23 protein-coding genes are annotated in these 24,086 nt (G+C 35.0%); 15 read left to right on the top strand and 8 right to left on the bottom strand.

What is annotated here, in order from left to right; genetic code table 11:
* Positions 1 to 153 precede the first annotated feature (153 nt).
* From RMR09_RS09355 to gap, 4 genes are all read left to right on the top strand, one after another.
* The gene (locus tag RMR09_RS09355) at positions 154 to 1,257 is read left to right on the top strand and encodes a glycosyltransferase (protein ID WP_310595536.1); all 1,104 of its coding nucleotides are present in this window, start codon (positions 154 to 156) and stop codon (positions 1,255 to 1,257) included.
* The gene (locus tag RMR09_RS09350; RefSeq protein ID WP_310595535.1) at positions 1,248 to 1,799 is read left to right on the top strand and encodes a sigma-70 family RNA polymerase sigma factor; all 552 of its coding nucleotides are present in this window, start codon (positions 1,248 to 1,250) and stop codon (positions 1,797 to 1,799) included. Before RMR09_RS09355 ends, RMR09_RS09350 begins: the two co-directional genes overlap by 10 nt.
* Positions 1,800 to 1,890: 91 nt before the next feature.
* Positions 1,891 to 2,760, top strand: a complete 870-nt coding sequence (lipA, locus tag RMR09_RS09345) for a lipoyl synthase (RefSeq protein WP_310595534.1) — start codon at positions 1,891 to 1,893, stop codon at positions 2,758 to 2,760.
* Positions 2,761 to 2,776: 16 nt separating this feature from the next.
* Positions 2,777 to 3,781 carry a type I glyceraldehyde-3-phosphate dehydrogenase gene (gene gap, locus RMR09_RS09340; protein ID WP_310595533.1) on the top strand — a complete coding sequence of 335 codons (1,005 nt, stop codon included), beginning with the start codon at positions 2,777 to 2,779 and terminating at the stop codon, positions 3,779 to 3,781.
* Here the strand turns inward: gap and RMR09_RS09335 are convergent, their stop codons facing one another.
* Positions 3,782 to 6,190, bottom strand: coding sequence for a TonB-dependent receptor domain-containing protein (locus tag RMR09_RS09335; protein WP_310595532.1), 2,409 nt, complete (start codon positions 6,188 to 6,190; stop codon positions 3,782 to 3,784). It lies immediately after the preceding gene.
* Between the two features lie 5 nt (positions 6,191 to 6,195).
* Complete coding sequence (gene lpxK / locus RMR09_RS09330) at positions 6,196 to 7,242, bottom strand: tetraacyldisaccharide 4'-kinase (RefSeq protein WP_310595531.1); 1,047 nt, start codon at positions 7,240 to 7,242, stop codon at positions 6,196 to 6,198.
* A gap of 79 nt (positions 7,243 to 7,321) precedes the next feature.
* Between lpxK and RMR09_RS09325 the strand changes: the two genes are divergently transcribed.
* From RMR09_RS09325 to rluF, 4 genes are read left to right on the top strand one after another with little or no spacing between them, the layout of a single operon-like run.
* The gene (locus RMR09_RS09325; protein ID WP_310595530.1) at positions 7,322 to 8,416 is read left to right on the top strand and encodes a Nif3-like dinuclear metal center hexameric protein; all 1,095 of its coding nucleotides are present in this window, start codon (positions 7,322 to 7,324) and stop codon (positions 8,414 to 8,416) included.
* 3 nt (positions 8,417 to 8,419) lie between these two features.
* Positions 8,420 to 9,199: a C4-type zinc ribbon domain-containing protein gene (locus RMR09_RS09320; protein ID WP_310595529.1), complete on the top strand. Its 780-nt coding sequence runs from the start codon at positions 8,420 to 8,422 to the stop codon at positions 9,197 to 9,199.
* Between the two features lie 38 nt (positions 9,200 to 9,237).
* Entirely contained in the window at positions 9,238 to 10,086 is an 849-nt protein-coding gene (locus tag RMR09_RS09315; protein WP_310595528.1) for an alpha/beta hydrolase, read from the top strand.
* A 29-nt stretch (positions 10,087 to 10,115) separates the two neighbouring features.
* Complete coding sequence (gene rluF, locus RMR09_RS09310) at positions 10,116 to 10,919, top strand: 23S rRNA pseudouridine(2604) synthase RluF (protein ID WP_310595527.1); 804 nt, start codon at positions 10,116 to 10,118, stop codon at positions 10,917 to 10,919.
* 55 nt (positions 10,920 to 10,974) lie between these two features.
* On the opposite strand, the gene RMR09_RS09305 is transcribed toward rluF, so the two are convergent.
* Entirely contained in the window at positions 10,975 to 11,856 is an 882-nt protein-coding gene (locus RMR09_RS09305) for a tetrahydrofolate dehydrogenase/cyclohydrolase catalytic domain-containing protein (protein WP_310595526.1), read from the bottom strand.
* A 118-nt stretch (positions 11,857 to 11,974) separates the two neighbouring features.
* Positions 11,975 to 13,333, bottom strand: a complete 1,359-nt coding sequence (ffh, locus tag RMR09_RS09300; protein ID WP_310595525.1) for a signal recognition particle protein — start codon at positions 13,331 to 13,333, stop codon at positions 11,975 to 11,977.
* A gap of 487 nt (positions 13,334 to 13,820) precedes the next feature.
* On the opposite strand from ffh, the gene RMR09_RS09295 reads away from it, so the two are divergent.
* From RMR09_RS09295 to RMR09_RS09270, 6 genes are all read left to right on the top strand, one after another.
* Positions 13,821 to 14,204: a hypothetical protein gene (locus tag RMR09_RS09295; RefSeq protein WP_310595524.1), complete on the top strand. Its 384-nt coding sequence runs from the start codon at positions 13,821 to 13,823 to the stop codon at positions 14,202 to 14,204.
* 18 nt (positions 14,205 to 14,222) lie between these two features.
* The gene (locus tag RMR09_RS09290) at positions 14,223 to 14,687 is read left to right on the top strand and encodes a PEGA domain-containing protein (protein ID WP_310595523.1); all 465 of its coding nucleotides are present in this window, start codon (positions 14,223 to 14,225) and stop codon (positions 14,685 to 14,687) included.
* A 493-nt stretch (positions 14,688 to 15,180) separates the two neighbouring features.
* Entirely contained in the window at positions 15,181 to 15,366 is a 186-nt protein-coding gene (locus RMR09_RS09285; RefSeq protein WP_310595522.1) for a hypothetical protein, read from the top strand.
* Positions 15,367 to 15,603: 237 nt separating this feature from the next.
* Positions 15,604 to 15,969: a DUF6864 domain-containing function gene (locus RMR09_RS09280; protein WP_310595521.1), complete on the top strand. Its 366-nt coding sequence runs from the start codon at positions 15,604 to 15,606 to the stop codon at positions 15,967 to 15,969.
* Positions 15,962 to 16,336, top strand: coding sequence for a hypothetical protein (locus tag RMR09_RS09275; RefSeq protein ID WP_310595520.1), 375 nt, complete (start codon positions 15,962 to 15,964; stop codon positions 16,334 to 16,336). The genes RMR09_RS09280 and RMR09_RS09275 overlap by 8 nt, the downstream gene beginning before the upstream one ends.
* A gap of 188 nt (positions 16,337 to 16,524) precedes the next feature.
* Complete coding sequence (locus RMR09_RS09270) at positions 16,525 to 16,881, top strand: hypothetical protein (protein ID WP_310595519.1); 357 nt, start codon at positions 16,525 to 16,527, stop codon at positions 16,879 to 16,881.
* 109 nt (positions 16,882 to 16,990) lie between these two features.
* Here RMR09_RS09270 and argS read toward each other — a convergent pair whose 3' ends face one another.
* From argS to RMR09_RS09250, 4 genes are all read right to left on the bottom strand, one after another.
* Positions 16,991 to 18,769 carry an arginine--tRNA ligase gene (gene argS / locus RMR09_RS09265; protein WP_310595518.1) on the bottom strand — a complete coding sequence of 593 codons (1,779 nt, stop codon included), beginning with the start codon at positions 18,767 to 18,769 and terminating at the stop codon, positions 16,991 to 16,993.
* Positions 18,770 to 19,190: 421 nt separating this feature from the next.
* Positions 19,191 to 20,198 (bottom strand): beta-ketoacyl-ACP synthase III, encoded by a 1,008-nt coding sequence (locus RMR09_RS09260; protein ID WP_310595517.1) that lies wholly within the window; start codon positions 20,196 to 20,198, stop codon positions 19,191 to 19,193.
* Positions 20,199 to 20,280: 82 nt separating this feature from the next.
* Entirely contained in the window at positions 20,281 to 21,213 is a 933-nt protein-coding gene (locus RMR09_RS09255) for an ABC transporter ATP-binding protein (protein ID WP_310595516.1), read from the bottom strand.
* A 103-nt stretch (positions 21,214 to 21,316) separates the two neighbouring features.
* A complete protein-coding gene (locus RMR09_RS09250) occupies positions 21,317 to 22,006 on the bottom strand; it encodes an OmpA family protein (protein ID WP_310595515.1) in 690 nt (229 codons plus the stop codon).
* Between the two features lie 157 nt (positions 22,007 to 22,163).
* Here RMR09_RS09250 and htpG point away from each other — a divergent pair, with 157 nt between their 5' ends.
* A complete protein-coding gene (gene htpG, locus RMR09_RS09245) occupies positions 22,164 to 24,047 on the top strand; it encodes a molecular chaperone HtpG (RefSeq protein WP_310595514.1) in 1,884 nt (627 codons plus the stop codon).
* Positions 24,048 to 24,086 lie beyond the last annotated feature (39 nt).

The raw sequence follows: 24,086 nt of genomic DNA, 5'->3' as shown, positions 1-24,086 counted from the left end.
ACTGACGGGTTTCATATACTTTCATCAAAAGAAAACAACTATTCAAATTTCAAATCAAAAAAGAAAAATAAGCGGTAAAAATTCCTATTGTTTCATTTCAATTTTGTTTTTGTATTCATACCTTTGCACACGATTTTAAAAGACAATTTCCCCATGCTTATTATTCTATACATTTTTATTGTTTTAGCAGCTATTCAATTGGCGTATTATTTAGGTGTTTTTGGAAAATTTGCTTTTGCCAAAGCACAGAAAATCACCCCGAAACGAATTCCGATTTCAGTAATTGTATGTGCTAAAAATGAAGAAGAAAATGTAGCCAATTACATTCCACTTTTAGCCGAACAAAATTATCCTGATTTTGAAATCGTTTTGATTGACGATGCTTCAGGAGATAATACATTAGAAATTTTCGAACAATTTGAAAAGCAATATCCCAATGTCCGCTTGGTCAAAGTAGAAAACAACGAAGCTTTTTGGGGCAATAAAAAATACGCTTTAACCCTAGGTATAAAAGCGGCTAAAAAAGAATATTTACTTTTTACAGATGCGGATTGCTATCCTACTTCTAAAGATTGGATTACGGCTATGAGTTCGCAATTTACCATGCAAAAAACGATTGTTTTAGGTTATGGTAAATATGAAAAAGTAGCCAATTCGTTTCTAAACAAAATCATCCGTTTTGAGAATGTATTAAATACCATTCAGTATTTTTCTTGGGCAAAAATGGGATATCCTTATATGGGAGTGGGTCGTAATATGGCCTACAAAAAAGAAGAGTTTTTCAATGTCAATGGTTTTATTGATCACATGCAAATTCGCACAGGTGACGATGAATTATTCATTAACCAAGCAGCAAATGGCAAAAACACAACCATTGCTTACACTCCTGAAAGTTTTTCTTATTCGAAACCAAAGACTACTTTTTCCGCCTTTTTCAACCAAAAAAGAAGACAAATCGCAACGGCTAATCACTTCAAGTCATTAGACCAATTACGATTAGGTGTTTTTTATGGTTCTCAACTGTTATTTCTATTGGTCGCAGTCTTCTTATTGGCATTCCAATTTGAATGGATAATTGTATTAAGTATCTTTTTGGCACGATATAGTATCGCTTGGACTATAGTCGGATTTTCAGCAGGAAAATTAAAAGAAAACGACATTAAATTGTGGTTCCCTGTTGTTGAAATTGTGCTTATCTTTACACAAGTGAATGCGTATTTTACCAATTTATTCTCAAAACCAACCCATTGGAAATAATCAAACAAATAGAAAAAGCAAAACAAGGCGATCAAACTGCCTTTACTTTTCTATTGGATTATTATTGGAACGAAGTATTTGCCTTTATGCTAATTCGTACCGAAAACGAAACAGATGCGGAAGACATTACTATCGAAACGTTCTCCAAGGCTTTTGACAAAATCAGCACTTACAACAACGAATTTCAGTTCAATACGTGGCTAATTGCTATTGCCAAAAATGGACATATTGATTTGTTACGCAAAAGAAAATCGAGTCTGTTTGTAGAAATTACGGAAGACGACGATCAAAAAGCGCATAATGTAGCCGACACTACTCCCTCTGTAGAAGACAAATTAATCACAGAGCAAAACCTTTCGCAATTATTGAAATTCATCAAAGAATTGAAACCGCATTATCAAGAAGTGATTCAGATGCGCTATTTTCAAGAGATGAGTTACCAAGAAATCGCTACTAAAATTGACGAACCGCTGAGCAACGTAAAAATTAAGATTTTGAGAGCTAAAAAATTATTAGCCGAAATCATTCAAAAAGGAACGTAATTCATCTGCTATTTTTTAACTTTTGTTAATCCAAATTAACCTCAACCAACTCAACAACATTCCTTATATTTGTAACCGAAAAATTGATTGTATGGAAACTGTTTTAGATACTAAATTACCCACTTCTAAACCGAAATGGCTTCGTGTAAAATTACCTATTGGTCAAAAATACACCGAACTAAGAGGATTAGTTGACAAATATAGCTTGAACACGATTTGCACTTCAGGAAGTTGTCCTAATATGGGCGAATGCTGGGGTGAAGGGACTGCAACCTTTATGATTTTAGGGAATGTTTGTACCCGTTCTTGTGGTTTTTGTGGGGTAAAAACGGGTCGTCCAGAAACAGTCGATTGGGATGAACCAGAAAAAGTAGCCCGTTCAATTAAAATCATGAACATCAAACACGCGGTTATCACTAGCGTTGATAGAGACGATTTAAAAGATGGCGGTTCAATTATTTGGATTGAAACGGTGAAAGCCATTCGAAGAATGAATCCGAATACGACTTTAGAAACCTTAATTCCGGATTTCCAAGGCATCGAACGAAATCTAGATCGTATTGTAGAGGCCAATCCTGAGGTGGTTTCGCACAATATTGAAACCGTACGCCGATTAACTCGTGAAGTACGTATTCAAGCTAAATACGATCGTAGTATGGAAGTATTGCGTTACTTGAAAGAAAAAGGAATCAACAGAACCAAATCAGGTATTATGCTTGGCTTAGGCGAAGAAGAGGAAGAAGTTTTGCAAACACTTCGTGATCTTCGCGCTGCTAATGTCGATGTGGTAACTATCGGTCAATACTTGCAACCTAGTAAAAAACACCTACCTGTAAAAGAATACATTACGCCTGAACAATTCGAGAAATACGAAAAATACGGATTAGAATTAGGTTTCCGTCATGTAGAAAGTGGCGCTTTAGTACGCTCTTCTTACAAGGCACAAAAACACATTCTTTAAACGATATACTTTTACTTTGAAAATACGAATCGCTATCAATGGTTTTGGGAGAATTGGTCGAAATCTTTTTCGATTACTGCTAAACCATCCTCAAATCGAAGTGGTGGCCATCAATGACATTGCTGATACCCAAACCATGGCGCATTTGGTGAAATACGACAGTATTCACGGGGTATTACCTTTGGAAGTAACTTCTGATGCAAAAGGTATTATTGTAGATGGCAAACACATATCATTCTTCCACGAAAAAAGCATTGCCAATTTGGATTGGGAAAGTCTAGATATTGACTACGTTATTGAATCGACTGGTAAATACAAGACGTTTGACGAACTCAATGCACATATTTTGGCAGGAGCCAAAAAAGTAATTCTATCCGCACCTTCCGAAGTAGATAGCATTAAAACCATCGTTTTGGGTGTTAACGAAAATATTCTTGACGGAAGTGAAAATATCATTTCTAATGCAAGTTGCACTACCAATAATGCCGCGCCAATGATTCAAATTATTGATCAGTTGTGCGGTATTGAACAGGCTTATATTACTACTATTCACTCGTTTACAACCGACCAAAGTTTACACGACCAACCTCATAAAGATTTAAGACGTGCGCGTGGCGCCAGTCAATCTATAGTTCCTACAACTACCGGTGCGGCCAAAGCATTGACTAAAATTTTTACACATTTAGAAAATAAAATGGGAGGTTGCGGAATTCGTGTTCCTGTTCCTGACGGTTCTCTTACCGATATTACTTTCAATGTACAACGAGCGGTAACGATTGACGAAATCAATGCAGCTTTCCAGTTAGCATCACAAACTACTTTAAAAGGAATTTTGGCGTATACCGAAGATCCTATTGTATCCGTGGATGTGATTGGAAACACTCACTCTTGTGTTTTTGACGCACAACTGACTTCTGTAATTGATAAAATGGTAAAAGTCGTAGGTTGGTATGATAACGAAATTGGTTATTCTTCCCGTTTGATTGATTTGGTTTTGTATACAAACCAACTTAAGTCTTAATTAATATTCAGGAGCAAACTGATTTTCTAACAACTTTTCTTTAAATTCAGATTTAAACGTATACGCAAAGGTTAGCATAATAGCACGCGTATCTGCTTTGGAAGTACGATTATTAGTAAAATTTGCCGTGTTATTTACATACCCACTTTTCAAGGTATTGAATACATCTGTTACTACCAATCCCAATCTAGAATTGGATTTACCTACCTTTTGTTGAAACCCTAAATCCATACTATAAATAGCAATTCGATTCCCTTGAGCGGTAGCTAATTTCGAATTATAACTCCCTATCAATTGTAACTTCCCTCCTTGCCAAGGAACAAAATTATTGATCCATTTTCCGTACCAATTGAATGCCTTACTCACTACATCTTGAGCCAAGTTAGATCCATTAATATTTTGCTGAAAAGCAGTTAAACTAAAATTAGCATCATAAAAAGAGAGTGGTCTCCAACTAAAAATAGATTCTAAACCATAGGTAATTGTTTCTCCAAAGTTTTTAGGAGATACTAAAACGGCTCCGTTACTCTGTAATTCTGAATATTGTTTAATCGTATTTTGAGCATTTCTGTAAAAAGAGGTTGCTGAAAAAGAACAACCTGTCCAGTCTTTGTTATACCCTAACTCTACAATATGTACAATTTCAGGTTTTAAATACGGATTACCAGAATGTGGATTTAAAGCATCTGTAATATCCATAAAAGGATTTAACTGATCCAACTCTGGAAGATTAATTCTTTTGCTATAGCCTAACTTAATTGACTCTTCTGGGGTTACATTAAATTGAACCGAAGCCGAAGGGAATAATTTTAAATAATGATTACTAAAATCAGTATTCTGATTAACTGTTTTTCCATTATTTGAAATTTGCTCTGCACGCAAGCCTAAGTTGTATTTCCATTTAGGATTTTCACTATTTCCCGAAAACGAATTCAACATTCCGTAAACAGCATTGATTTGTTCATTGAATTGAAAGGTATTACTAGCAATAGCATTAACTACATAAGTCGTATTTATCTGATCAGCTGTTTGAAAATCGGAATTAAAAAATCGAAAAGTCCCTTTGTATCCAGTTTCTACACTAGTATTTTTAGTTATTGGAAAAGCATAATCGATTTTAGCATTCGAAATATTCTCATTCTCATAATTGTGTGTTCTTTGCCAAGAAGCAATCCCTAATGGCAAATAATTCACGTCATAATTATAAGTATCAATATCCGTATTTTCTCTATCTCTATTAAAAGATGATGTTACACTTGCGGTCAAAATTTTGCGTTCATCTGCAAATTTTCGTTCATAATTTAAGGCTAATTCAGCTACTTTAGAACGTTCTAGTTCCAACGAATGTCTTTTAGAATTAGAATAAAAAGAAAGAGAATTGGTATTTAATAAACTGTATAATGTCTCGTCATTGTCTTGACCTTCCATGTTGCCGATAGCTTCAAAAGAAAAACTATTATTTTCATTGGGAGAAAAATCAACATTGAATTTTAAATTTTGCAACTGCTCCAAACGCTTATCATCACGGCTTTGCGTCAATAAATATTCATTTGCTATAAAATAATTGGTACGGCTAGAATTGATTTTTTTGGTTCTCCCAGCAAAACGATTATCATATCCTAAGCCAAAATTCCATTTCCCAACCTTATGATTCAAGATAACCGAACTATTCACTCTTCCTTTATCACCAAAACCAGTTCCTAAAACGAAAGCCCCATTAGTTCCTTTTTGATTGTTTTTTTTGAGCTTAATGTTAATAATCCCACTTTCTGCATTGGCATCGTATTTAGCGGTGGGATTACTAATTACTTCAATGTTTTCGATGCTGCTGGCTGCAATTTGGTCAATATTAGTAATAGCTGAATTTTTTCCATTAATCAAAATCAAAGGCTTTTTACCTCTTAAAGTAATTGCTCCATCTGCATCTACAGAAATCGTAGGGATGTTTTTCAATAAGTCGGTTGCGGTACCCCCAATTTGTGCAATAGAGGTCGTTGCATTAAAAACAAATCCTCCCTGAACTTTTTCTATCGTCTTCTTTTTAGCCGTTACGACTACAGCATCTAAATGAGTTTCGTTACTTTTTAAAATGATTTTATCTAAAACAACAGGTATTCCAGAAAGTGTTAGTTTTTGAGAAGCCGTACGATATCCAAACAAACGGAATTGAATGATATACTCTCCTGAACTTCCATTTTCAATTGAAAAATCACCTTTTGCATCGGTAACCGCATACCCTACTATTTTAGTAGTGTCGCTCACTTTTTTCAAATTGACTTCAACAAATTCCAAAGCCTCATTTCCACTGAATACAGTTCCTTTTATTGAAACAACATTCTGAGCTGTAACAAACTGACTTATGAAGAATCCTACAATCAAGGTAGCCAGTTGGCGAGTTGTTTTTTGCATTGGATTTAAGTGGGTGTAGGTATATTATTTTTAAAATAGTGTTTAACAAAGTCTAAGATAGTAGCATCAAATTGGTCTGAATCGGCAATAAATGACGTTCGAATCGATAAATAATACAATTGCTCTTGCAAAATCGAATCTTTCAATCGAACGTAATCTTTTTCAGTAGTCACAATTCGTTTATTACCCGCCTTTTGTTTGATTTCCTGAATGTCGCTATCCGAAAAATGATGATGATCAGGATACGTCAAACAAAGAGAATTGTTGTTTTTTAAATGATTAAAAAATGAACCCGGTTTTGCAATTCCAGCCAAAAGAACACAATCTGATTGCTGAATTTCAGCAACGGGAATCGTTTCTTTTTTAGAACTGACTACACTATCATAGGCCACAAAAGTAAAATAAACGGCTTGAGTGGACTTGGAGAGTCGTCTTAATTTTTGCTTAATTTGAGCTTGTTCTAGTTCTGAAAGTGTTGTTGGGCATTTAGTTACCACAATCAAATCCGCTCTTCGAGCGCCACTTTTTGATTCTCTCAAATTGCCTGTTGGCAACAGAATGTCATCCGAAAACAAATCATCATAAGCGGTAAGCAAAACATAAAATCCCGCTTTGACTTTTCGATGTTGGTACGCATCATCCAATAAAATCACTTGAGGCGAATGCGTTTGTGCCAATAACTGTTCAATACCATTTTTCCTATCCGCATCTACTGCAACTTGAATGGATGGAAATTTTTGATAAAATTGGAAAGGTTCGTCTCCCAATATTTCAGCATTGGAAGTTTTATTAGCTAGAACAAATCCGGTAGATTTTCTTTTATAACCTCTGCTTAAAGTAGCTAGTGCATATTGATTGGAAAGTAACCGAATTAAATACTCTATTTGGGGTGTTTTTCCAGTGCCTCCCACGCTCAAATTACCAACAGCTATGATGGGTAAATCAAACGAATACGATTTTAAAATGCCTTTGTCAAACAAAAAATTACGAATACTCGTAATCAAGCCGTACAAAATGGCAAAAGGAAATAGTATTTTTCGGAAAAGATTCATGGTACGAAAGTAGAATATTTTATCTTTATATAAAAGTTGCGACCATTATTCGTTACTTTGTTCATTATAACAAAAGGAAATGAAAATAAAAGAAATATTCCCTATTCTCGAAGCAATGGCTCCTTTGGCCTATGCCGAAGACTTTGACAATGTAGGACTATTAGTAGGTAATCAAGAGAATGAAGCGACAGGGGTTTTAGTATGTCATGATGCCTTAGAAAGTGTTATTGATGAAGCTATTACTAAAAACTGCAATTTGGTAGTATGCTTCCACCCCATCTTATTTTCAGGTTTAAAGAAAATTACGGGCAAGAATTATGTAGAACGCGCCATTATTAAAGCCATCAAAAATGATATTGCTATCTATGCCGTTCATACCGCTTTAGACAATCATCCAGAAGGTGTCAACAAAATATTTTGTGATGCTTTGGGATTGAAAAACACCAAAATTCTCATTCCAAAAGAAAACTTCATCCGCAAATTAGTGACCTATACTATTCCAGAAAATGCCGAAGAAGTGCGCAACGCATTATTCAATGCCGGAGCAGGAAGCATTGGCAATTATGACAATTGTAGTTTCAATTCTAAAGGGATTGGGACCTATATGGGGAACGAACACAGTAATCCTGAAATTGGCGAACGATTTGAATTTGTTCAAGGAGACGAAATCAAAATCGAAGTGACTTTTGAAAAACACTTGGAAAGTAAAATCCTAAAGGCCTTGTTCCAAAGTCATACCTACGAAGAAGTCGCTTACGAAATTTACGATTTAAAGAACCAACACCAGAATATCGGCTTAGGAATGATTGGCGAATTAGAAAATCCCTTGAACGAAAAAGAATTCTTGGGAATGGTAAAAGAAAAAATGCAATCTGAAGGGATTCGTCATTCACAATTTACCCAAAAATCAATCCAAAAAGTAGCGGTTTTGGGAGGTGCTGGAAGTTTTGCTATCAAAAACGCAATTCAAGCAGGTGCCGATGCTTTTCTAACAGCAGATTTGAAATACCATCAGTTTTATGAAGCTGAAAATCAATTACTTTTGGCAGATATTGGGCATTTTGAAAGCGAACGCTATACAAAAAATTATATTGTTGACTTTCTTAGAAAAAAAATCCTTAATTTTGCCATCATTTTTTCAGAAGAAAATACAAATCCAGTTAAGTACTTATAAAATATGGCGACTAAAAAAGAATTAAGTGTCGAGGACAAGTTAAGAGCAATTTACGATTTACAATTAATTGACTCTAGAATTGACGAAATCAGAAACGTTAGAGGAGAACTTCCTTTAGAAGTAGAAGATTTAGAAGATGAAGTAGCTGGTTTAAGCACTCGTTCAGAAAAATTAAAAAGCGAGCTTGAAGTAATTGAAGATCTAATCAAAGTAAAGAAAAATGCTATTGACGATCACAAAGAAGCTATCAAAAAATACACTAAACAACAAGAGAGCGTTCGTAATAACAGAGAATACAACTCTTTGACTAAAGAAGTTGAATTTCAAGAATTAGAAATTCAATTGGCTGAAAAGCAAATCAAAGAAATGAAAGCTTCTATCGAACATAAAAAAGAGGTGATTGCTAATTCTAAAGAAAAATTAGAAGCAAAATCAGCACACTTGAAACACAAAAAATCAGAATTGGATGCTATTATGGCTGAAACTCAGAAAGAAGAAGAATTCTTATCTGAAAAATCAGCTGAGTACGAAGCACAAATCGAAGAGCGTTTGTTAACTGCTTACAAAAGAATCAGAAGCAGCGTTCGTAACGGATTAGCTGTTGTTTCTATCGAAAGAGGAGCCTCTGCAGGTTCTTTCTTTACTATTCCACCACAAACACAAGTGGAAATTGCTTCAAGAAAGAAAATTATCACAGATGAACACTCTGGAAGAATTTTGGTTGACAGTACATTAGCCGAAGAAGAAAGAGAAAAAATGGAAAAATTATTTTCTAAATTTTAAATACTTTAAGTCCCGATGCAAATCGGGACTTTTTTATTATGAAACGATTCCTTTTCTATATTACTACCAAATCTTACGGAGCCTACCTCAACCTATTGTGTTTTATAGCTCCTAAAAAAGCAACCCTAATTGCGTACTCCCTTTTTAGCCAACCCCGCAAAGGAAAGTTGGACGCCACAAATTTACCCCCATTTTTAGCCGAAGCCGAAAAAGAAACTTTTGAAAAAAACGGACAAAACTTCCAAACCTATATCTGGAAAGGCGATGAAAAAATTATTTTTCTAATTCACGGTTGGGAAAGCAATACGGCACGTTGGAAAAAATTAATTCCGCATCTTCTAGAAACAGGCCATACCATAATTGCTATTGACGCACCTGCTCACGGACTTTCGGAAGGGAAAGAATTCAATGTGTTCCAGTATGCTTCTTATATCGATATTGTGTCCAAAAAATACGCACCCAAGTATATCATTGGTCATTCGATTGGTGGAAAAACAAGTTTGTATTACCAAGCTACCTACCAAAATCCAAGTATTGAAAAAATGGTATTGTTAGGCGCTCCTGCCGACTTTAAAGTCATTTTTGAAAACTACATCAAATTATTGAGTTTGAATAGTCGCATGGTGCAGTTATTACACCAACATTATTGGGATTACTTCCAAATCAAAGTCGAACAATTTTCTGCACAACATTTTACTCCAAACATTACAGCCAAAGGTTTTATTATTCACGATGTAGAAGACAAAATTGTGTTGTACAAAGAAGGCGAAAAAATCACCAATCATTGGAAAGCCTCTGTTTTGGAAACCACCAAAGGATTAGGACACAGTTTGCAAAACAAAGACGTGTACAAAAAAATCGTAGACTTCCTTTCGGATTCAAATTAATACATCCCAAAATTCATTACTTTTGTGGCATGGAAGAAAATCTAAAACGCCTTAATAAATTCATTGGAGAAACCGGCTATTGCTCGCGCAGAGAAGCCGATAAACTCATCGAAGAAGGAAGAGTGACCATCAACGGCATTGTACCTGAAATGGGGACTAAAGTAGCTCCTGAAGACGAAGTGCGTATTGATGGCAAACTGATTATCGAAAAAAACGAAAAATCCATTTATTTGGCTTTCAATAAACCCGTTGGAATTGAATGTACGACTAATTTGGACGTTCGCGATAACATTGTCGATTACATCAACTATCCCAAACGTATTTTCCCTATTGGTCGATTAGACAAAGCCAGTGAAGGTTTGATTTTCATGACCAACGACGGTGATATTGTCAACAAAATATTGCGTGCCAGAAACAATCACGAAAAAGAATATACCGTAACGGTCAACCGACCAATTACCGATCGTTTTATAGAGCGTATGGGTAATGGCGTACCTATTTTAGAAACTGTAACCCGAAAATGCAAGGTAGAGCAAATTAGCAAATACAACTTCAAAATCATTTTAACGCAAGGCTTAAACCGTCAAATTCGTAGAATGTGTGAGTATTTAGGCTATGAAGTAACTGCCTTAAAACGCATCCGAATTATCAATATCTCGCTGGATGTTCCTGTGGGGCGCTACCGCGAATTGACCGAAGCTGAAATTAAAGAATTGAATCAGCTGATTGAACCATCTAGTAAAACGGAAGAGGCGAGTTTACCCAAATCAGAACCCACAAGACGAAAAATAGAATTTCCAAGAAGGAATGATTCGAAATTCAGAAGAAATTAATACCAAAAAAGGCTGTTCTCACGAACAGCCTTTTATATTTTATATCAATTACCTTTTATTTTCTAGCTCGTATCTGACGTGCCAAAAGTGTGTTTTGCAACAACATCGCAATGGTCATAGGCCCTACTCCACCAGGAACTGGTGTAATAAAAGAAGATTTCTTGCTTACTTCGTCAAAATCAACATCGCCTGTAATTACATAGCCTTTTGGATGCGAAGCATCTTCTACTCTCGTAATACCCACATCAATGACTACAACACCGTCTTTCACCATATCCGCTTTTAAATAATTAGGTACTCCCAAAGCAGTGATAATGATATCGGCATTCTTAGTATATTCTTCGATGTTTTTAGTTCTACTGTGTGTTAAGGTTACGGTTGAATCCCCTGGATACCCTTTGCGACTCATCAAAATACTCATTGGTCGACCCACAATATGACTTCTTCCAATAACCACAGTATGTTTTCCTGCAGTTTCCACTTTGTAACGCTCTAACAATTGCATGATTCCAAACGGAGTAGCTGGCAAAAACGTTTCCATTTCCAAAGCCATTTTACCAAAATTAGTCGGATGAAAACCATCCACATCTTTATCGGGGTGAATTGCCATTAATATCTTTTCTTCGTTGATGTGTTTTGGTAAAGGCAATTGAACAATAAATCCGTCCAAATTATCGTCTTCGTTCAAATCAGCGATTTTGGCTAACAATTCGTTTTCGGTAATTGTTTCTGGCAAAGACACCAAAGTCGATTCAAAACCAATTTGTTCGCAAGAACGCACTTTGCTGCCCACATAAGTCAAGCTCGCACCATTATTTCCAACCAAAACTGCTGCTAAATGAGGTACTTTTTCGCCATTGGCTTTCATTTTTTGAACCTCAGCTGCAATTTCTTGTTTGATATCTTCCGATGTCTTTTTTCCGTCTAGTAGTTGCATTATATATAGTTTAGTTGTTTAGGAGTTTATATGTTTAAACTAAAAAAAATAAACTCTGAATAGTGTGTTGTAATTTTAACCTTTTAATCTCTTAACATTTTAACCTCATAAACTTTTTTTATCTCATCCCCGGCATACCACCTGGCATTCCTTTCATTCCGCCCATCATCTTCATTAGGTTTTTACCTCCAGGACCTTGCATCATTTTCATCATTTTGCTCATTTGCTCAAACTGTTTCATCAATTGATTCACTTGTTCGATTTTGGTTCCTGAGCCTTTAGCAATTCTCGTTTTACGTTTCATATCAATCAAAGCAGGTTTGCTTCTTTCAATAGGTGTCATCGAGTGAATAATCGCTTCAATATGTTTGAAAGCGTCGTCTTCAATCTCCACATCTTTCATGGCTTTAGAAGCACCTGGTATCATTCCCACCAAGTCTTTCATATTACCCATTTTTTTCACTTGTTGAATCTGTGCCAAGAAATCATCAAAACCGAATTCGTTTTTCGCGATTTTCTTTTGTAGTTTTCTTGCTTCTTCTTCGTTGTATTGTTCTTGCGCTCTTTCTACCAAAGACACTACGTCTCCCATTCCAAGGATACGTTCTGCCATACGCACTGGATAGAACACATCAATTGCTTCCATTTTTTCACCTGTACCCACAAACTTAATTGGTTTGTTGACAACTGATTTAATAGAAAGCGCTGCTCCACCACGCGTATCTCCATCCAATTTGGTTAAGATTACCCCATCAAAGTTCAATCTATCGTTGAAAGTTTTAGCAGTATTCACAGCATCTTGACCCGTCATCGAATCGACTACAAATAATGTTTCTTGCGGCTGAATTGCTTTATGAACGCGTTCAATTTCGTTCATCATTTCCTCATCTACTGCTAGACGGCCTGCAGTATCGACAATCACTACATTAAAACCATTGGCTTTAGCGTGTTTGATGGCGTTTTGAGCAATTTCAACAGGATTTTTATTTTCTGGTTCTGAGTACACCTCAACACCTATGGAATCTCCTACCACATACAACTGCTGAATCGCCGCTGGACGGTAAATATCACAAGCCACCAATAGTGGTTTCTTTCCTTTTTTAGTTTGTAAGTAATTCGCTAATTTACCTGAGAAAGTCGTTTTACCCGACCCTTGTAAACCCGACATCAAGATGACTGTTGGCGCTCCCGAAAGATTGATTCCGGCCACATCGCCACCCATCAATTCGGTCAATTCATCTTTGACCAACTTCACTAACAATTGACCTGGTTGCAATGTCGTCAATACATCTTGACCCATCGCTTTGTCTTTTACTTTGGCAGTAAAATCTTTGGCAATTTTAAAGTTCACATCGGCATCCAATAACGCACGACGCACTTCTTTTAAAGTTTCTGCTACGTTAATCTCAGTGATTTTTCCGTGTCCTTTTAATACGTGAAAGGCTTTATCTAATTTATCGCTTAAATTACTAAACATAGTTTTTTATTTTATTGAAACGCAAAGATAAACTAATTCAATAATTAGGCAATTCAATACTTATATAATTGTAATGGGATTTTTAGACTATTTAGATTTTTAGACCATTCCATTTTGTGTCTAAGTAACGGGATGAAACTCTGAAATTATTTATAAAAAAAATGACAACCCATTCCAATTATTAAAATAAAACTCTTACATTTGAATTTCAATAGTACTATTGACGAGCTGTACTCCCCACAAAAAACAGCTCCCCTACACTAACGCATCTGTTGTTGTAGGTTTCAAAAAACAAGAGGTAAAAAAACAAATTGAGCACTAGAAAAGCTTTGACTTTGCTATGGTTTAGTTTGAAAAAGTGAATCATTTTGATTTGAGGACTAGCAAATACAACAAATTTTTAGTTGATTGGCGAAACTTTGTTTTTTATATATAAACCTTCTCAATGATATTTGAGTAATTAAAAATTAACTAAAAAAGAAAATTAATGAGAAAATTATTATTTGGAATTTCTATTTTCTTGCTCACAAGTTGTGGAGCAAGCATTCAGTCAAGTTTTACAGAGCAACTAAAACCTTTAACAATAGAAAATAAAGTTGCTTTTTTGGATTTAGAAAACAAACTTCCTGAAAATGCAAAAAAAATTGGAGAAGCAAGATTTGGAGATAGTGGGTTTTCTACAGATTGTGATTTCAACACAAATTTAATCAGTGCAAGAAAACTTGCAAGAGCTAATGGAGCGAATATCGTAAAAGTAATTAAAAAATCGACACCTGATTTATGGAGTTCTTGTTACAGAATCTCTGTTGAATTTTATTATTTTGAGGGTGATGTAACTAAATTATCTCAATATCAACTACAAATTAATTAACCCTTAATATTTTATTAAATGAGAAAAACAATTATCTCTAGTACATTAGCAATTGCTTTATTAACATCAAGTTGTGCAACAATTATTTCAGGTTCAAAGCAAAATGTAAAATTCGACAGTAATCCTTCAACTGCAACAATTTATATTGATGAAGTTGAAGTTGGTAAAACACCGTTTGAAATTAAACTTGCCAGAAAAAGTGAACACAGCGTAATGATCAAACTTGATGGTTACCAAACTTATGAAACAAAATTGACCAAAAAATTTAATGCTTGGTATATTGGAAACATTTTATTTGGTGGGCTAATTGGAGTAATTATTGATCCAATTACTGGGGCAATTTATAATTTAACACCAGACCAAATTAATGCACAAATGAATAAAGGAACTGCATTCAAAAACAACGGAAAAGATGTCTATGTGGCTGTTGCACTGAAAATTGACCCAAATTGGAAAAAAATTGGACAACTTGAAAAAATTTGATGACTAGTAAAATTGTTTGACAGCCTATTCCCTAAAGCTATCGTCTCGTACATGCCTATTATTTTTAGTAAACAAAAATAGTAAGCACTTTAAGTATAAATTGTCATTTCGACCATCGGGAGAAACGTTAAATCTAATAACTAGAGTAACTAATGAGATTCCTCCTTTTGTCGGAATGACAAAATACAAGTCATTCATGTTAAATTAATTACATTACGCACGCAGCAGCTTCCGGAGCTCCCCTACACTAACGCATCTGTTGCTGTAGGTTTCAATAAAACAAGAGGTAAAAAAAACAAATTGAGCACTAGAAAGGCTTTGGCTTTGCTGTGGGTTGGCTTGAAAAAGTAAATCATTTTGATTTAAGGACTAGCAAATACAACAAATTTAGTTGATTAGCGAAACTTTGTTTTGGATATTCAAGTTAACCTCCCAATCCATCCGATTCAAAATTGATGGCGTAAAATAATTTTAACCTTAACAATAAATAAAAATGAAAAAAGTATTAGTAGCAAACATTGTTTCAACTGTAAAAAATGACGGAACAAAAAGCTTTGAACACGAATTAACAGAATTAAATAAATATTTATCTGATGGATGGCAAATCGAAAAATATGACATAGTAACAAATGTTATTTCATACAGTTTTAGCGTTATTTATCAGTTGTATAAAGATTAATTTTTTTGTTCAAAAAAAGCAAGTAATTATAGCATAAAAAGATTGCTAATTCCACAAACATTCTGAATTTTTTTAGGTATTAAAAGCATAAATTTTTGGTTTAATTGTGTTTCTGAATAAATAGAATTGCATAAACTAAACCAAAAATTCACCAAATAAAAAACTGAATTGCTAAAATTAGATTTACAAATGTTATAAAGTAATTAAAAAATAAAAAATCTTAATTAAAAATATAAAATGGAAATTTCCCTTGGAGAATATAATCTAGTTCATTCTGGAATCATTATTCAAATCAAAGATATGCCTATAAAAATTAAAATAAAGGATGAAGTTGAGGGGGACTTTACTTTTATAATCAACTTTGTTACCGATACAACCGATAAAGCTTCAAATTCTAACTTTATTGCATTAGACAAATTTACAATACAAGTGGATTTGAAAAATTTCAATCATTTCCAAAATGGAGGAAATACTGAGTTAGTTGAATTAGGCACCTTAAGAACAAAACCATTATTTTTCAATTATAGAGTTTTTGACTTAAATAATGTTGGAATGACATTTATGTTCAATTTTTACACAAGAGAGGATTTTAAAAATGGCTAGTGATTCAAATAACAACTCAAAAAGTAACAGTAGATTTATAAGTCAAGTTTGCTCAAATACAAAATCTGACCTCATAGAAATAACCGAAGATAAATTAGAAAATATACTAATTAAATTTTTAAGCAACTATACCAATTTGACTATTTGGTTAACACCACTTGGTATTTTTTTATCATTATTATTAACATTTCTTACGGCTGCTGATTTCAAAGAGTTTTTAGGTATAACAAAAAATTATTGGTATGCTTTTTTTGTATTATCATTAATATTAAGTGCTTTTTTTACAATTTATTACTTATTTAAATCATTACTAAATTATAAAAAAACAAAACTTGAATTCTTGATTAATAAAATTAAAAACAACTAACCACCCCCGCTCTACGAAGTATAATTAAAAATATTAAGATGCTCTGAAAAGGTCTCCCTACCTCGAAAAAAAATATAAATTCCATTTAATAATCATTTTACCCGATATAAGTCAGGTAACTTCGAAGGACGGGTAAATTCATCTCTAAAATTTTAACTTTTATTCATTTAAGATTAATTACATAATTTATGATACTAATAGCTTCTTACATAATAATATTTTTAACACAAGTATTGAGTTTTACATTTATTCCAATCAGCCTAATTGGAGAAATATTAAAAAAGCTAAAAATACCTTTACAAATAGGAATTTTTATTGGCGGACTTTTTACTTGGTTTTTCATGAATATAATTTGGTTAAATGTTAATAATCATAATATTTCATTATTAGCATTTGTTATTTGTTGGTTTATAAAAATCTATAAAAGTCTCGAAAATAATAACATTGATACAAAAACAAATAACTTAATGTTGAAATCAGAAGCGAGTTGCATAGTCATAATTGCTTTGTATGTTTTCATTTTTAAAGAATTTAATTGGTACTAAGAAAACCGATGGCTAATTCCTTCTCTACCGCCCGAATCCTTTCGGGTGGTTATACAAACAAAAAAAACGACCTCTAAAGGTCGTTTTCATTTATAATAAAGTTACAACTTTACATTCTCTCTGGAACATTAATCCCTAACAAACTAAACGAAGAAGCAATCGTATCGGCTACTTTTTTAGAGAGTTGCACTCTGAATATTTTCTTTTCTTGGTTTTCTTCGCCCAAGATAGGTACCGCTTGGTAAAACGAATTGTATTCGCGTACCAACTCATAGGTATAATTCGCAATCAAAGCAGGACTATGATTCTGTGCCGCATTCTGAATCACTTCTGGATACAGTTCAATTTGTTTTAACAATTCTTTTTCTTTTTCGTGCAAGTCGGTAGTTTTGGCTGTAGCCGAAAAATCAAAAGTGGCTTTACGAATAATCGACTGAATACGCGCATAGGTATATTGAATAAACGGCCCTGTATTTCCAGCAAAATCAACCGATTCTTCTGGATTGAACAAGATGCGTTTTTTAGGATCTACTTTCAAAATGTAGTATTTCAAAGCACCCAAACCAATCGTGTTGTATAATTTGGTTTTCTCTTCTTCTGAATAGCCTTCTAATTTGCCTAATTCTTCCGAAATGTTTTGAGCCGTACTCGTCATTTCTTGCATTAAATCATCGGCATCGACTACGGTTCCTTCACGGCTTTTCATCTTGCCCGAAGGCAAATCCACCATTCCGTACGACAAATGGTACAAGCTCGAAGCCCAATCAAAACCTAGTTTTTGCAAAATCAAAAACAACACTTTGAAATGGTAATCTTGTTCGTTACCCACCGTGTATACCATTCCTCCCACATCGGGATGATCTTTCACACGTTGGATTGCCGTACCAATATCTTGTGTCATATACACCGCAGTTCCGTCGGAACGCAACACGATTTTTCGGTCCAAACCTTCGTCAGTCAAATCAATCCAAACCGAACCGTCTGGATCTTTTTCAAAAACGCCTTTTTCTAAACCAATTTGAACCACATCTTTTCCTAATAAATAGGTATTGCTTTCGTAATAAAAACTATCAAAGTTAACTCCCAAATTGCTGTAGGTAGTCGCAAAACCATCGTACACCCATTGGTTCATCATCGCCCAAAGGGATTTGACTTCTTCATCTCCTGCTTCCCATTTCAGCAACATTTCTTGTGCTTCTAGAATGATTGGCGCTTGCTTTTTGGCTTCTTCTTCGGTTTTACCAGCAGCCATCAATTGGTTGATTTCTTCTTTGTAGGCTTTATCAAAAGCTACATAGTAATTCCCAACTAATTTATCTCCTTTTAATCCTGTGGAAGCTGGCGTTTCGCCATTACCAAATTTTTTCCAAGCCAACATCGACTTGCAGATATGAATCCCACGGTCGTTGATAATTTGAGTTTTATAAACTTTCTTTCCTGAAGCTTTGATAATCTCAGCCACCGAATAGCCTAACAAATTGTTACGCACATGTCCTAAGTGCAAGGGCTTATTAGTGTTAGGCGAAGAATATTCGACCATCACTGCTTTGTCTGACGGATTAGGCGTTACAAAACCATATTTCGCATCGTCTTTGATTCCGTTGAAGAAATTCAAGTAATACGAATCGGAGATTACAATATTCAAAAATCCAGACACCACATTAAAACGGGCTACTTCTGGTACATTCCCTACTAAATAGTTTCCTATTTTATTTCCTAATTCCACTGGATTGCTTTTCACCAATTTTAATAAAGGAAAAATAACCATCGTAATATCGCCTTCAAACTCCTTGCGGGTTGCTTGAAATTCTACTTTATCAACGGACACTTCAAATAAACTTTGAATCGCTTTTGCTATAGATGGAGTAAGAATGTGTTGTAATGACATTGAATTTATTTTTTAAGAGTGCAAATATAAGGATTTCAGAAGGAATTAGAATAGCCTTTTTTTGAATCGGTTTTAGTTAGCAAAAAAGAGATTTTGTTTGTTTTTTTAGCCACGGATTCAACTGATTTTATTTGTATAAGTCAATATAATCTGTGAAATCTGTGGCAAATTTTAAACATTTTTTTACCACATAGATACATAGATTAAAAGTACTAAACAAAGAATTGGAGAGACGTTCCACTAGTCACATAGCTATGTGAAAAATAAAAGTATTTCTATATTTTCCTTACAACTAACAAACCTATGTTTCTATGTGGTTAAATTTAAAAAACCATTAAGAAATTAAGATTCATTTAGCGCTTAATGAACCTTAATTTCGTAATGGTTTACAATTTTAACAAAAATGGTTAATGAACAACAACTACCATTTAATAATCGCACTTGCCCAAGTAAAGCCACTTCCAAAAGCCGCTAAAACTACCGTATCGCCTGATTTGATTTTACCCAGCTCCCAAGCCTCAGTTAAAGCAATTGGTATAGAAGCTGCGGTAGTATTTCCGTATTTCATTACATTATTGTGTACTTGCTCGTCTTTCAATCCGAATTTCTTCTGAATGAATTGCGAAATTCTCAAATTCGCTTGGTGCGGAATCAACATATCAATATCAGTGACTTGTAAATTATTGGCTTCCAAACCTTCGTTGATTACCTCAGCAAAACGAACCACTGCATGTTTGAATACAAATTGTCCATTCATGTATGGGAAATAACTTTCATCGTCTGGGTAGTTGTCTTTCAAAATATCGGTTACCCATCGGCCGCCCATTCCGGGTGCTTTTACAATCAATTCTTCAGCATGTAAGCCTTCTGAATGTAGGTGAGTGGATAAAATCCCTTTGGTCAAATCTTCTTCACGACTTAAGACTGCCGCTCCTGCTCCATCACCAAAAATCACCGAAACACCACGTCCACGAGTGGTCATGTCCAATCCAGTAGATTGTACCTCGGAACCAATGACCAAAACATTTTTATACATTCCAGTTTTAATGTATTGATCGGCTACAGATAAGGCATAGACAAATCCCGAACATTGGTTTCTAACATCCAAAGCTCCTACTGTTCGCAAGCCTAGATCACGTTGCACTAAAACGCCTGGACCTGGAAAATAGTAATCCGGACTTAGAGTCGCAAATACTATAAAATCAATATCTTCTTTGGCTACACCCGAGCGCTCAATAGCAATTTCGGCTGCTTTGACTCCCATGGATGTCGTAGTATCTTGACCGGAAATAATATGACGACGTTCTTGAATCCCAGTTCTTTCTTGAATCCATTCATCATTCGTATCGATGATTTTAGACAAATCATCATTCGTAACTACATTGTCAGGAACATAAAATCCTAATCCTGTTATTTTTGAGTGGTACATACGTGTAAGTAGTGTATTAAATTTAGGGCTATCTATTCGATTTCAAAATCTAAAGTAGTAAATAAATCGGATTGTGGTACAATTATAACGTATTTATACAAGCTTGCAATCGGATTGCTTCTCCTGTAGCTATCGGAAAGGCATTTTCAAAAAATAACGATTGTCGTTCTGAACCAACCTCAATCAAATAATGGCTTCCTTTGAAATAGGAATGTTTTACAATCCCTTTTAGTGGTCCAGTAGCATCCAACTTAAGTTGATGTGGATAAACCAAATGCACTTTCCCGTCCAATTCTAATTCATTGACTTCGCCAAAAAGCGAGGCGATATATTGGGACGCAGGATGATGATATAAATTTTGAGGATTGTCGTTAGCAATGATTTTTCCGCTCTGCATGACAATGGTTTCGTCCGAAAAAGACAAGGCATCAGTGCTATCGTGAGTGGCTATAATACACGTAATTTTCTTTTCTTTTAAATACTGAAACACATTTCTGCGCAACGCATTTTTCCGAAAAGAATCAATTTGGCTAAAAGGTTCATCTAACAATAAAATCTCGGGTTCCAAAGCCAAGACTCTGGCTAAAGCCACACGTTGCTGTTGACCGCCACTCAAATATTTGGCTTTGACTTTGGCATAATCCGTCATTTCGACCATTTCCAATAACTCCTGAACGCGGGCTTTCTTTTTATCGCGATAGATATTCGACAAGTACTTGCCCACATTTTCTTCTACCGTAATATAAGGCATCAAATCAAAATCTTGTGCCAAATATTTAATATAGTCTTCGCCGGGAATTAAATTGAATTTAGGACCCAAAATAGCTTGTCCGTTATTGCTGATGCTACCCGAATCCAAATCGTACAAACCATAAATCAACTTTAGTAATGTACTTTTACCACAGCCGCTTTCGCCAATGACAGATATGTTTTGTCCTTGGTGTACAACACAGCTCAACTCCTTAATTACGGGTTGGTCGATATAGGTAAAGCTGATATTCTTGAGTTCGAGCATGCTTGGTTATAAAGGAACCAAATTTACAATGTTAATTGGAATACTTCAACAAAAAAAGCTGCCCCATAAGAGGACAGCTTAAAAATAAATTTTAGAACAACTATTAATTTCCGTTTTTCGCGTCTTGAACCATTTTTTCATTGGCAGTAATCGCAAACTCTACTCGGCGATTTTGACTTCTACCTTCTGCCGTTTCGTTAGTCGCAATTGGATCTGCCACACCGTATCCAAAGGTACTAAATCGGCCTGGGCTTAGCCCTTTGGAAACCAAATACCATTTGACCGTATCGGCTCTTTTCTGCGAAAGTGTCAAATTATATTCTGGTGTACCTGAGGTATCGGTATATCCAAAAATTTGGATATCGGTTTCAGGATATTTTTGTAAAATCGGAATGAGTTTATCTAAATTTTGTTGCGCTTGAAGTGTCAATGAAGACATATTAGTATTAAAACGAATCGCATTTTCATTGAGCACTAAACGAATTCCTTCTCCTACTCGTTGTACTTCGGTTCCAGGCAAAGCTTGATCAATCTCTCGAGCCTGTTTATCCATTTTATTTCCAATAAGTCCACCCGCTACACCACCAACAACTCCTCCTAAAACAGCTCCTAAAGCCCCTTTACCTCCTTTGCCCGCATTATTGCCTATAATACCTCCAATTACAGCTCCACTTACAGTACCTATTACGGCTCCTTTTTGTGTATTACTCGCATTTTTAACCGAGTCACAACTACTCGCTATACTTACTAAAATCAATACCACACTGCTACTTATACTAATTATTTCTCTCATCTTTTGTATTTTTTATTTTAAACTAACCTAAAGATAATCGAAGAAAACGCCCATAAAGATATAAAATCGACCAAATGCCAATTTGTCACTTCAAAGGAATTTGGTATCTTATTTGAAAATCATTTCAACATCAATTTAAACTTAAAATTTATACACTATGACAACTGGAAAAATTAATGTTTCGGTAGAGAACATCTTCCCATTAATCAAGAAATTTTTATACAGCGATCACGAAATTTTCTTGCGCGAATTGATTTCAAATGGAACTGACGCTACCTTAAAATTAAAACACTTAACAAGTATTGGCGAAGCCAAAGTAGAGTATGGTAATCCCATTATTGAAGTAAAAATTGACAAAGAAGGCAAAAAACTGCACATCATTGATCAAGGTTTAGGGATGACCGCTGACGAAGTAGAAAAATACATCAATCAAGTGGCTTTTTCTGGAGCAGAAGAATTCCTAGACAAATACAAAGATTCAGCTAAAGATTCTGGAATCATTGGACACTTTGGTCTTGGATTTTACTCGGCTTTTATGGTCGCTGAAAAAGTAGAAATCATCACTAAATCATTCAAAGACGAACCAGCAGCGCATTGGACTTGCGATGGTAGTCCCGAATTTACTTTGGAACCTGCTGACAAAACCGACAGAGGAACTGAAATTATCTTGCATATCGCAGAGGATTCTTTGGAGTTTTTAGAAGAATTCAAAATCAAAGAATTACTGAATCGTTACAATAAATTCATGCCTATTCCAATTAAATTTGGAACCAAAACAGAAGCACTTCCTTTGCCTGAAGGTGCTGCCGAAGACGCAAAACCTGAAACTATTGAAGTAGACAATATCATCAACAATCCGAATCCGGCTTGGACAAAACAGCCTACCGAATTATCTGAGGAAGACTACAAAAAGTTCTACCACGAATTGTACCCAATGCAGTTTGAAGAACCCTTATTCAACATTCATTTGAATGTAGATTATCCGTTCAACTTAACAGGGATTTTGTACTTCCCAAAATTAGGATCGGATTTACAAATCCAAAAAGACAAAATCCAATTGTACCAAAACCAAGTATTTGTTACGGATAATGTAGAAGGAATTGTACCTGAGTTCTTAACGATGTTGAAAGGAGTGATTGATTCTCCAGATATTCCGTTGAACGTGTCGCGTTCCGGTTTACAAGCAGATGCTGCGGTGAAGAAAATATCGAATTACATCACCCGTAAAGTAGCCGACAAACTAAAAGCATTATTCAATGACAACCGTGCTGATTTTCAACAAAAATGGAACGACATCAAAATTGTTTTGGAATACGGAATGTTGTCTGAAGATAAGTTCTATGAAAAAGCAGGCGCTTTTGTTTTGTACCCAACAGTAGACGACAAGTACTACACTTTGGACGAATTGAAAGAACAACTAAAAGAAAAGCAAACGGATAAAAACAACAAATTAGTATTACTTTACGCTAGCAATAAAGAGGCGCAACACTCGTACATCGAAATTGCAAAAGAAAAAGGATATGAAGTCTTGTTATTGGATTCACCAATTATTTCGCACCTCATCCAAAAAATTGAAGGAGACAATAGCGAAATTACTTTTGTTCGTGTGGATTCAGACCATATTGATAATTTAATCAAGAAAGAAGATACTACTATTTCTAAATTGTCAGACGAAGAACAAACGAGTTTGAAAACGGTAGTAGAAACGATTGTGCCAAAGCAAAACTATACCGTTCAATTGGAAGCCTTAGACAGTCAAGCAGCGCCTTTCATCATCACACAACCCGAGTTTATGCGACGCATGAAAGAAATGAGTCAAACCGGTGGCGGTATGTTTGGTATGGGTAACATGCCTGAAATGTACAACTTAGTGGTGAACACCAACTCTGATTTGGCAACGACCATTTTGAACACCGAAGACGAAACAGTTCAAGAAAGCTTGGTCAAACAAGCCCTAGACTTGGCTAAATTATCGCAAAACTTACTCAAAGGAGAAGCGTTAACCGCTTTTGTGAAACGTAGTTTTGACATCTTAAAATAATACGAACTTCGTATAAAATAAAAGCCTGTTAGTTGAACT

Origin of the sequence: Flavobacterium sp. (assembly GCF_031537875.1) — a bacterium.
GTDB lineage: Bacteria > Bacteroidota > Bacteroidia > Flavobacteriales > Flavobacteriaceae > Flavobacterium.
Note: the sequence above shows the minus strand (reverse complement) of the source record. Positions and strands in the feature narration are given on the sequence as shown.